This is a genomic window from Alteromonas sp. KUL106 (assembly GCF_009811415.1).
In the GTDB taxonomy this organism is placed as follows: Bacteria; Pseudomonadota; Gammaproteobacteria; order Enterobacterales; family Alteromonadaceae; genus Alteromonas.
On the sequence record NZ_BLIG01000001.1, the window covers coordinates 63285 to 75320 of the forward strand.

Annotated in this window: 8 protein-coding genes; 5 read left to right on the top strand and 3 right to left on the bottom strand. The window is 45.0% G+C overall.

From position 1 onward, the window contains the following. The first annotated feature begins 21 nt into the window (after positions 1-21). Entirely contained in the window at positions 22-1350 is a 1329-nt protein-coding gene (locus GVO63_RS00290) for a lipocalin-like domain-containing protein (RefSeq protein ID WP_159577667.1), read from the top strand. Between the two features lie 57 nt (positions 1351-1407). Here the strand turns inward: GVO63_RS00290 and glsB are convergent, their stop codons facing one another. The 3 genes from glsB to GVO63_RS00305 all read right to left on the bottom strand — a co-directional run bounded on the left by glsB (position 1408) and on the right by GVO63_RS00305 (position 5097). Then, positions 1408-2316 carry a glutaminase B gene (gene glsB / locus GVO63_RS00295; protein ID WP_159494511.1) on the bottom strand — a complete coding sequence of 303 codons (909 nt, stop codon included), beginning with the start codon at positions 2314-2316 and terminating at the stop codon, positions 1408-1410. Positions 2317-2547: 231 nt separating this feature from the next. Further along, on the bottom strand, positions 2548-3906 hold the full coding sequence (locus tag GVO63_RS00300) for an alkaline phosphatase (RefSeq protein WP_159577668.1): 1359 nt from the start codon (positions 3904-3906) through the stop codon (positions 2548-2550). 231 nt (positions 3907-4137) lie between these two features. Continuing rightward, positions 4138-5097: a chemotaxis protein CheV gene (locus tag GVO63_RS00305; protein ID WP_159494487.1), complete on the bottom strand. Its 960-nt coding sequence runs from the start codon at positions 5095-5097 to the stop codon at positions 4138-4140. Positions 5098-5643: 546 nt separating this feature from the next. Here GVO63_RS00305 and GVO63_RS00310 point away from each other — a divergent pair. The 4 genes from GVO63_RS00310 to GVO63_RS00325 all read left to right on the top strand — a co-directional run bounded on the left by GVO63_RS00310 (position 5644) and on the right by GVO63_RS00325 (position 12029). After that, positions 5644-7239 carry an isocitrate lyase gene (locus tag GVO63_RS00310; protein ID WP_159577669.1) on the top strand — a complete coding sequence of 532 codons (1596 nt, stop codon included), beginning with the start codon at positions 5644-5646 and terminating at the stop codon, positions 7237-7239. A 282-nt stretch (positions 7240-7521) separates the two neighbouring features. Further along, complete coding sequence (locus tag GVO63_RS00315) at positions 7522-8466, top strand: LysR family transcriptional regulator (protein ID WP_071959609.1); 945 nt, start codon at positions 7522-7524, stop codon at positions 8464-8466. Positions 8467-8564: 98 nt separating this feature from the next. After that, on the top strand, positions 8565-10760 hold the full coding sequence (locus GVO63_RS00320; RefSeq protein WP_159577670.1) for a malate synthase G: 2196 nt from the start codon (positions 8565-8567) through the stop codon (positions 10758-10760). A gap of 375 nt (positions 10761-11135) precedes the next feature. Beyond that, positions 11136-12029, top strand: coding sequence for a patatin-like phospholipase family protein (locus GVO63_RS00325; protein ID WP_159577671.1), 894 nt, complete (start codon positions 11136-11138; stop codon positions 12027-12029). Positions 12030-12036: the final 7 nt, after the last annotated feature.

The window sequence follows — 12036 nt, forward strand, 5'->3', positions numbered from 1 at the left end:
GTTATAAAACAATGGGTAAGGTTGTTAAAAGAACGAGCAGAGAAAGAGATCTGGCAAATAGCGTTCTCTGCAAAACTCAGTGTTATTGCCGTGTGTTGTTTATTAACCGCTTGCGGTTCGCCTGATGACGGTACGAACAATGAAGTAAATAACGCTCCGAACCGCTTCTTCGGAAACATGGAAACCAGCGCCCGCTTTGCTTCCGTAGAGCGTAATTCGCCCTTAACGCTACCTTCAGATCATAAAAGCCATCCTGACTTTCAGCTTGAATGGTGGTATCTAACCTTCGTTCTGGAAAATGAAACAGGCGAAGCGCTAGGCCTTCAATATACCCTCTTTCGTTTTAATACCAATGACGATGAGAATACCGATGCCACTAACGATAGCTGGTCAAACGGACAGCAATGGATGGGGCATGCCTCACTTCATACCATCAACACGCATTACTTTGAAGAAAGCTTTGCTTCAGGTGGCGTGGGCAACGCGTTTGTGAAATCACAACCGTTTAGTGCAGTGATAGATGATTGGACGTGGCAAGGTGTAGCGCAAGAATTAAATAACAATAGCGAACGCGAAAGCAAAGCTATGTTCCCCTCTACGTTGTCTTTTGCATTTGGACAGCCCAAGCAAGTTACGCCAACCACGTCAGAAAAAGAAGCGCAAAAGCCTTCAGAACCAACCGCAATAACGAAAGAGCAAAAGCTCAATAAAGCCGCTGTAGACGTTTCACTGCACCTTACTGCTTCAGGCCCTTTTGTGAAGCACGGAGAAAGAGGCTATAGCCAAAAGACCCAAGACGGACGGCTACGCTCTTATTACTACAGCCAGCCTTTTATTGAGGCTCAGGGCACGATTAACGTTGAAGGCAAAGTATTTAACGTAACAGGCAAAGGCTGGTTTGATCATGAATGGACCAGTCATTTGGCAAACAATCAAGCCATGGGCTGGGATTGGTTCTCACTGCACTTTGATAATGGCAGCAAGTTGATGGCTTTTCGCATGCACGCTACCAACCAGAACGAGAAAGATAGTGAAAATAGTGGCGAAAACCACATGAACGAGATCTACACGACCGCTAGCTATATCACTGAAAATGGAGACAAAGAAACCCTGAGCGCAGATGATATTTCTATCTCGCCGATACAGCGTGAAATGATAGAGCGGGAAAATCGCAGCCACCTTGTTCCTGTTCAATGGAAAATAATGATCCCGTCAAAAAACATCGATGTGTCTGTCTCTGCTTTTAAGAAAGACCAATGGAATGACAGCGTTTTCCCTTACTACGAAGGGCGCGTTGAAATAGAAGGAAGCCACTCGGGGAGTGGTTTTATGGAATTAACGGGGTACTAAGGACCTGTTGACCTACTTATTGTGATGCAACAAATGTACAGAAAAGAACATTAGGCCCTAGTAAATAGACCAGTTGATGCGTTCGCTAAGCGAGGTCAATGCGGCGACACCAAGCTGGGAATTACCGACGCTGTTGAGCGCGGGTGAGAATACGCAAATCGAGAATCGGCCAGGTACTACAGCAACAATACCACCGCCTACCCCGCTTTTGCCAGGCAAGCCTACCTTGAATGCGAAGCTACCGGCTTCATCGTACATGCCGCTGGTCGCTAGCAGGGCGTTCACCTGTTTGGTTTGGTACGGCGTAAGCACTTGCTCGTTGGCGCACGTTGAAAAACCGGCATTAGCAAGAAAACTGGTAGCGCGCGCCAAATCTTCACAGCTCATTTCTAATGCGCAGTTGTGGAAATAGTTTCGGAGCACATCTTCCACCTCATTTTCGAAGTTACCATAGGCTTTCATTAAATAAGCCATCGCCGCATTGCGAGAGCGGTGCTCAAATTCCGACTCTGCCACGATTTTGTTAACGACAATGTCTCCGTTACAGCTTAAGCGCCGTACGAAATCCCGCATGGCAATAAAGGGGGAGGCAAAACGGGACTGCACCATATCACTCACCACCAGCGCCCCGGCATTGATAAAGGGGTTACGTGGAATGCCGTTTTCATACTCTAACTGCACAAGCGAGTTAAACGGCAGACCCGAAGGCTCGCATCCTACGCGCTCCCACATCGTGTCACCATAGTGATTCATCGCCAACACTAAGTTGAACACCTTCGATATACTTTGAATAGAAAAAGGAACGCTTGCATCGCCAATAGAAGTAATTCGCCCTTCGATATCACAAATTGAAATACCAAACTGTCGCGGATTTACCGTCGCCAAAGCAGGAATGTAGTCAGCCACCTTCCCCATCCCCAACATAGGTTCCACTTCTTCAAAAATATCTTGAAGTAACGACAGCATTTCGTTTTCCATTCTCTGTAATGTCCTCATTCTTTACCGATAAAAAGAAAGCGCCTGTTATGCATAACATTGGCGCTTTACTTGTGACTTGGCAGATTTCAAATCAATAAAAGATTTGAATTAATTTTTTGCAGTGCCAATCCTCTTTAAATCATTAAAACCAACGTCGTGTTTGTCTGACGAGGGCTCTATGTTTGTAGATACTTTCTTTTCTTGAGGCGCGATCTTTAGCTACTGCTTTTTATTGATAAAACCGAAGATTTTCTTCGCGATATCCGTATTATCTATTTGCCCCATAAATGATTGATAGCCAGCACCAAAGGCAAACACCTCAACATCCACGCCCGTATGACCACCGGTCGTCCAGCCTGTGTTGGTTTTAGTGTCTAAGAAGGTTTTCACTGCCATAAAGCGTGTCTTATCATCTTGGTTAGATACGCTATCAAGCGTAGCAAGCTCTTCCTCGCTCAAAGTCAAACCAAGCTTATTCGCAACAAATTCGCCAGGATTGTCTTCGTTAGCCATTTCAAGCGCAATGGTCATCACCGATGCAGACATTGATTTCAAATGCTCTGGGCTCCAGCGGTAGTCGCCATTTGCCCCAATTGTTAAACCGCCCGTACTGTGATCAGCCGTTAGCACTACCAAGGTATCTGGATGCGCTGCGACGTAGTCGCGCAAATATTCCATTGTTAACGCTAAATCGTGCATTTCAGCCATCGCAGAAGCAATGTCATTAGAATGACCGGCCCAATCGACTTGGCTAGCTTCCACTAAAAGAAAGTAGCCATTGTCATTTTCTAAATGCTTAATCGCGTTTTCTACCAAGTACTCGAGGCGATTTTTTCGCTCGTCATCAAGTACTGCAGGAAGCGCGACAGGAGCAAATAAGCCCAGTACGTTGCTGCCTTGCGGTACTGTTGCTAATTGATCATATGAATCGGCGTGCACGTAGCCTGCGTCGATGAATTCGGCCAAGATGTCTCTGTCGTCACGTTCAAAATATGAGGTGCCGCCACCTAACATAACGTCTGCGACAAATTCACCGTCTACGCGAACATCGAAAAAATCCTCAGCGATTTCATTGTAATTCTTTCGGCTTTCATTGTGAGCGATATAAGAAGCCGGCGTCGCATGAACAATTTGAGAGGTTACCGCTAAACCCGTTCGCATGCCTTTACTTTTGGCATGATACATTACCGAGTTCACAGGCTGTTTATTTACATCGACGCCAATTGCACCATTATAAGACTTAATGCCGGTCGCAAGTGCTGTAGCCGCTGCCGCCGAGTCTGTTACATAGCCAGAAACCGATGCAGGGTAAGTCGACGCATTACCCACTAGAATATCGTCGAACACCACGGGTTCTATGTGGGGAGTAGAAGGGTCGTCGACATAGTTGCGATATGCCGTTGTATAAGCAGGCCCCATGCCGTCGGCCACAACCATAATAATATTTTTCGGTACCGATTCAGGCTGGACGTTATTTGAGTTGGCAGTATGACTTGAAGGTTCAGTGACACCGCAACTCGCAAGAACGGCGATTGACGCACAGCTTAAAACGGATGTGCGAAAAAATTGTTTAATCATTTAAACTTCCCTGAGTAAGTAAAGGTATCTGACCGCATTTTTCTAGATGCAGATACTAAGGAACGACGCTATCGCTCTCATTCGAAGTAAGTGCTTAAGTTTTATAAAGCGATAAAACCCGATAGTGTAATTCAGGCAAGCCAGATGCTCAAAGCTTTTGGATAAAATAACGTCTCCATAAGATGACCATCTGTTCACCCTTTAAAACTAGCGCCTGTCGGGGAAAGGTTTTTACTTTTCAGTCGTGTCTAAATATTCGCGCAGGCGCTGCTGTGCAACGTCGACGAGCATATCGGGCTGGAATTTTGAGATAAATCGATTACATCCCACCTTTTCTACCATCGCATCGTTGAAGCTACCGCTTAGCGACGTATTAAGCGCAATGAACAAGTCACTCATTCTTGGATCACTACGTACCTCAGATGTCAGGCGATACCCGTCCATCTCCGGCATTTCAGCATCGGTAAACATGAGTAATATCTCATCCGTGGGATTTTTTCCTTCATCAGCCCACTTCTTAAGCAAAGCCAATGCTTCAGCTCCGTTTTTACGTTCTATAATGGAAATGCCTAGCTGCTCAAGCGTATCTCTGATTTGTTTTCTTGCTGTGCTCGAATCGTCGACAATCAGCACTTTCTTACCCAAAAAGTGATTAACAATGTCTTTATCTAAGACCTCTTCGGAAATTGACGTGTCGTAATCGATAATTTCCGCCAGTACTTTTTCGACGTCAATGATCTCTACCAGCTCTTGTTTACCCTCAACATTCACCTGAGTTATGGCGGTTAAATAGTTCGACTTTCCAATTGCTGAAGGTGGCGGCTGTATCGCGCTCCAAGAAGTATTCACGATGTTCTTAACGTTACCAATGATAAAACCCTGAACACTTCTGTTATATTCAGTAATGATTACGTTTTTTGCGGTTTCTTCCGTGGATACGTTTCGCATTTTGATCGCCTGACGCAAATCGATAATAGGGATTGAACTCCCCCGATAGTTCATCACACCTCTGAGATTGTGGTGAGAGCCTGGCATGATGTTGAGTTTTGGAACATTAATGACTTCTTTAATTTTAAAGACGTTCATCGCAAAAATATGTCGCGTTCCAAGCTGAAACATCAATAATTCAAGCCTGTTTTCTCCAACAAGCTTGGTTCTTTGATCAACTGACGACAGTACACTGCTACTCATAAAACCCACTTTTTCTCATAATATCAATTAGCTAGCGAAAGTATTGTAGAAACGTCTCAGCTAAATTTACACGCAATAAATCTACCCTGACCACTCACACAATACCATTACCCTTTTTGCTAATAGACTGATTGCATAATCAACAGCGTGCTCAGTTTACAACACCAAAGCTAGGCAAACACGCCATTACTATTTGTTCCCGCGTCTGAAACAGCACTGTTCATCATCTTGGCTCTTTACCATGATGGTGATCGCTGCCTTAGTTCTCAGAGCAAGCTACCAACAATCCGCTGTAGCTCTCAACAGCGTTTGAGAGCCCGATATCCTATCGCACGCTTCCCCGATGCAATTATCTAACTCACCACACATAAACTACTTAATGGTATGTCCTTATACACACATTCACAAAATAAATGACCGCAATGCAAAATATATATTTCTCTTATCCCAATTCCGGCACTAGGATGAAATGGAATCAACGGGAACGCCCTACAGCGTAAACATAAACAACGTTAAGTATTTTAATTATAGTCGGGAGAGACGCTCATGTCGCAATATCAACAAGACATTGATAACTTCGCCACATTAAAGGCAGCACAAAACGGAACTTGGGAAGGCATTAATCCAGAGTTCGCTGCACGCATGAAGGTACAAAACCGTTTCAAGACTGGTTTAGACATTGCTCGCTACACTGCAAGCATCATGCGCAAAGACATGGCTGAATATGACGCAGATTCGTCTCAGTACACACAGTCGCTAGGCTGCTGGCATGGCTTTATAGGTCAACAGAAAATGCTTTCTGTTAAAAAGCATCAAGGCACAACCAATAAAAGTTACCTTTATCTTTCAGGCTGGATGGTAGCAGCACTACGTTCTGAATTTGGTCCTCTTCCTGACCAATCAATGCATGAGAAAACGTCAGTTTCTGCACTTATCGAAGAGCTTTACACTTTCCTTCGTCAAGCGGATGCGCGTGAACTGGGCGACCTATTCCACAAACTAGACGACGCTAAGAAAAACGGCGGTGATGTAGCTGCAATTCAAGCTGAAATCGACAACTACGAAACGCATGTAGTACCAATCATTGCTGACATCGACGCAGGCTTTGGTAACGAAGAAGCAACCTACTTACTTGCAAAACAAATGATTGAAGCGGGTGCATGCTGTATTCAAATTGAAAACCAAGTATCAGATGCGAAGCAATGTGGTCACCAAGACGGTAAAGTAACGGTACCACACGAAGATTTCCTAGCGAAAATTAACGCAGTACGTTACGCATTCCTTGAACTAGGTGTTGATGAAGGTGTAATTGTTGCACGTACTGACTCATTAGGTGCTGGTCTAACTCAGAAGATCCCTGTATCTACCTCAGAGGGCGACCTAGCCGCTCAGTACAACGCGTTCCTTAAAACTACTGAAGTTGCAGGTGTTGAAGACCTAACTGAAGGTGACCTAGTGCTTAAGCAAGGTGGCAAACTTGTTAAGCCTGAGCGCTTACCAAACGGTTTATTCCGCTTTAAAGACAACACTGGCTTTGACCGTGTAGTACTTGACTGTGTAACGTCACTTAAGCACGGTGCTGACCTGCTTTGGATTGAGACTGAAAAACCTCACGTTGGTCAAATCGCTGAAATGGTTAACGCTATTCGCGAGCAGGTACCAAACGCCAAGCTGGTATACAACAACTCTCCATCGTTCAACTGGACGCTTAACTTCCGCCAGCAAGTATTTGATGCTTGGAGCGAAGAAGGTAAAGATGTTTCTGGTTACGACCGCGCGAAACTGATGTCTGCTGACTACGATGACAGCGAACTTGCAACAGCGGCTGACGAGAAGATTAAGAGCTTCCAAGCTGATGCAGCACGTGAAGCAGGTATCTTCCACCACCTTATCACGCTACCGACTTATCATACGGCAGCACTGTCTACTGACAACCTTGCGAAAGGTTACTTCGGTGAAGAAGGCATGCTTGCTTATGTACGCGGCGTTCAGCGTCAAGAAATTCGCCAAGGTCTAGCGTGCGTTAAGCACCAAGCCATGGCAGGTTCTGACCTAGGTGATACGCACAAAGAGTACTTCTCTGGTGAAGGTGCACTAAAAGCGTCGGGTGAAGACAACACCATGAACCAGTTTGACGTATAAGGTCAAACAGCAATGAGTTAAACGGAAAGTATCCCAACCTTTCCTACAGGGCACCTTCGGGTGCCCTTTTTTGTGCGTATCATTCACTCCACTTATACTTTTTACGTTAAATAAAACAAACCATATTTTTATAACTTTCATAAAAAACCTGTATATTAATTAATTTTCAATAGCTTATAAGTATAAAAACACGCAAATTAAGACTAAACGCTTATCTGACATCGAAATAAAAAAGCTTTATAATAGCTGTGTTTAATTAGGTTTAAGAAGAGCATTAGAATAATGAATATAGCGAAGGTCGACCTGAATTTATTGGTTTATTTAGATGTGCTGTTACGCGAAGGAAGTGTAACGAAAGCCGCAAACCAGCTAAGCATTACTCAGCCAGCAATGAGTAACGGCCTAAAGCGCCTTCGCGATTTGTTTAAAGATCCGCTTTTAGTTCGTACCAGCGATGGAATGACCCCAACTAAACGCGCGTTAGAGCTGCAGCCTATTATTCGCGATGTACTTAGCCGATTAGAAAGCTCCATTCAGCCGGAAACTGATTTCGACCCTTTAACCAGTGACAGAACCTTCCGCATTATGACCAGTGACTATGCGGAAAGTACGTTGTTGCTAGAGTTAGTTGGACGGCTTGCCGATTTAGCACCTAATATTACCCTTGACCTTATTACACCGAGCGACGTGACGTTTCACGACGTTGAGCAAGGCAAAGTAGACATGGCAATCAACCGCTTCGACGAGCTTCCTCTGTCGTTTCACCAAAAAGTGATTTGGTATGATACCTTTAGCTGCGTAATGAGCGCCGACCATCCCCTTGTAGAAAAATGCAATCTTGAGGGTTACCTGAGCGCCCAACACATTTGGGTGAGTAAGACAGGGTTTGGCGTTGGCGTAGGTATCGATCCGAACGAAGTGCAAAAATTGGGTTGGGTTGATGCTGAACTAACAAAAATTGGTAAACAACGGGCAATTCGCGTGTTTACTCGCCATTACCATGCAGCCCTTCAAATTGCGAAAAAGCAGAAGCTTATTGCTACCTTGCCGAGTAAAGCTGCCCGCTTATTTAAACACGACCCTGACGTGGTGATTAAAGAGCCGCCTTTTGACATACCACCTATCGCGCTGAAAATGGCATGGAGTGCCCTACTTCATCACGATGCAGGTCACATTTGGTTGCGCCGATTAATCAGCGACGTGGCCAGTGAAATGAATGCAGGCTAAACATTCATAAGATATATGGCAAAAATACAAACCATAAATTAAAAAACTATCTCTATACACACTACACTGGGTTAACAGACAAATGTATAGAGGTAGTTATGCAAGGATATATTACTCGAGGCCGACTACAGGTTGCCGAACAGCTCGATAACTTTATTAATGAACAGGCACTTCCTGGTACGGGCGTAGATAAAGACACCTTCTGGAAAGGTGCAGAAACCCTCTTCGAAAAATTCATTCCTCAAAATCGCGCACTCCTAGAAAAGCGTGAACAACTACAGCGCGCTATCGATGATTATCACAAAGCCGGAAATCCAGTTAATGGTAGCGAATATAACGACTTTCTAAAAAACATTGGTTATCTTGTTGAACAGCCATCAGATGTAAGCGCCCAGACACAAAATGTCGATGCAGAAATTGCAACAATGGCAGGGCCACAGCTAGTTGTGCCCATCAATAACGCCCGCTACGCGCTAAACGCTGTCAACGCGCGCTGGGGAAGCTTATATGATGCTTTGTACGGTACTGACGTTATAAGCGATGAGGACGGCGCAGAGCCTGGCAAAAGCTACAACCCTGTGCGCGGTGCTAAAGTCGTTGCTAAAGCGAAAGACTATTTAGACAGTATGATTCCGCTCGCAAAGGGCAGCCATGCCGATGTTACGCAATACAAAATTGAAACAGGCAAGCTTTCCATCACGCTTTCAGACGGCGATGAAACTACCTTAGCAAATACTGAGCAATGGCAAGGTTACCAAGGCGATATCAGTGCCCCTTCGAGCCTGCTTTTCGCTCATAACGGTCTGCACTTTGAAATTCAACTGGACCCGACACATCCTATTGGCGAAAGCGATGCCGCAAACGTAAAAGACGTGCTGGTTGAAGCCGCGCTTACAACGATCATGGACTGCGAAGATTCCGTTGCTGCGGTCGACGCTGAGGACAAAACCTTGGTGTATAGCAACTGGTTAGGCCTGATGAAGGGCACGCTAAGCATTGAAATGACAAAAGGCGGCAAGCAGCTCGTTCGCGCTATGCACGACGATAGAAGCTATCAACCCTCTAAACACGCGTCAAAGAGTCAATTAATAGATGGAGAGCTGCGGCTCTCTGGTCGAAGCCTTATGTTCGTAAGAAACGTAGGCCATCTAATGACGAACAACGCCATGCTCTTTGACGGCGAAGAAGTGCCTGAAGGGATCATGGACGGGTTAGTCACCTCACTTATCGCAAAACATGATTTGTTAGGAAACAGCAAATTTAAAAACAGCCGCGAAGGCAGTATTTATATTGTTAAACCCAAAATGCACGGGCCTGAAGAGGTTGCCTTTTCTAACGCATTATTTGGCGCTATCGAGACCATTATCGACGTTCCAGCCAATACCCTTAAAATGGGCATTATGGATGAAGAGCGCCGCACGAGCATCAACCTTCAAGCGTGTATCGCCGAAGCAACTTCACGCGTTGTATTTATTAATACGGGCTTCTTAGACAGAACCGGTGACGAAATTCATACCTCAATGCTCGCTGGCCCTTTTGCAGAAAAAGCGGCACTAAAGTCTATGCCGTGGATAAAGGCTTATGAAACCGCAAACGTTGCTATAGGCCTTCGCTGCGGCCTTTCCGGTAAAGCACAAATCGGTAAAGGGATGTGGCCCATACCTGATGAAATGCAAAATATGATGACAACCAAAATAGGTCATCCAAAGGCCGGCGCGAATACCGCCTGGGTACCCTCTCCTACTGCAGCGACACTGCATGCACTTCATTATCACGATGTAAATGTGTTTGACGTTCAGAAGTCGTTAGATGAAAACTTCGACGGCTTAGCCGATATCTTGACCATTCCATTGTTAGAAGACGCCTCAACGCTTACTCGCGAAAGCATTAAGCGTGAAATAGACAACAATGTTCAGGGTATCTTAGGCTATGTGGTACGCTGGGTTCACCAAGGTGTAGGTTGCTCTAAAGTGCCAGACATCAACAATGTTGGGCTTATGGAAGATCGCGCGACCTTGCGTATTTCATCGCAGCACATTGCGAATTGGCTAGAACATGGCATTGTGAGTGTAGACCAAGTTAAAGAGTCGCTTGCACGTATGGCAGTGCTGGTAGATGAGCAAAACGCGGGCGACCCAGAATATATTCCAATGGCGCCTGATTTAGACAATTCAATTGGTTTCATGGCCGCAAGCGACCTTATCTTTAAAGGTAAAGAGCAGCCTAGTGGTTACACAGAGCCTCTGTTACACGCCCGTCGACGGGAGATGAAAGCGAAGCTTGCTGCCAAATAGGTTTAGTTATTAATAACTAAACGTCTAGGGCGCGTTGATCTTTGCTTTAAAAGTGCACAGCAAAAATCAACACGCCCGAGTACCAAAACCGTGCCCACCTGCTGTTATACCAGAGTTGGGCTTTTTTGTTATGGCCTCTTCTGCAGATGGCGTCTTTTTAGCTGAATGCTTCCCATTAGTACATAAATACGAGGTGCTCTACCTCATATTGTGTAGCGAGGGAGCGACACACTAGACTAAAGATTTCAACTAAATAGCCTCGCTATTTTGCCGTTATAGGGCCAGTAAACTAAGCTTTTGATAAGAGGTGAGACAATTACAGTAAAAACATAAAAAACGGCAATTGATTCCACCTTATTACTACGGAGTATGCACATGCAGCTAGCCTCGGCAACCATTCCTAATGATCTATTACAGGCGGGCATCACACAAATAGTCCCCATTTTTTCAGGCGGAGGAACGCGCCTTAGCGCACATATAGGCATAATCAAGGCATTGAACGATATGTGTATTGGCTTCGATACCTTAGTGGGTGTTTCAGGAGGCTCTATCGTCGCGTCACTCTATGCCAAAGGTTATTCTGTTGAACAAATGCGAGAGCTAGCGCTAGTTACTGACTTCAAACAATTTACCGAGTTTTCACTCATCAGGTTGCTTCGCGAGGGCGGACTTTCATCAGGGGATGTCTTTCAAAAATGGATAGATAAGCAACTCGACGGGGCTGTGTTTAGCGAGATGCCCATGGATTTAAATATATTAGCCACTGACGTAAACGGCGGCGGGCCTGTTTTATTTAACAAAAAGACGGCACCTGATATGAAAGTGTCTGAAGCTGTGCGTTACTCCATGTCTATCCCACTTATATTTTCGTTTAAGCCGTTCAAAGAGTATTTGCTAGTAGATGGCGCCATATTATCAGAAGACGCTCTCTTCGAGGATTGGCGAGGTGATGGCACGCCCTCAGTGTGTTTCAGACTTCAAAGTACTTTGCAAAAGCGCAAAGTTATAAAAAAGAATATGCTGCAGCTGCCTCAATACGTCGGCATGCTCATTCGTACATTTATGACAGCAATATCCAGGGAGTATGTGAACGCCAAATATTGGCACAATACAGTGGTGGTGAATACCGGCGAAATTTCAGCGGTAGACTTTTCTTTATCGCCGGAAATTAAAAACACCCTATTTGAGCTTGGGTATGCCACCACAAAAGAGTTTTTGCCCAAAAAGTGTGCGGGGGTTATGAAAAACAGTGCGCTTGATGTGTCTTAACCACTTT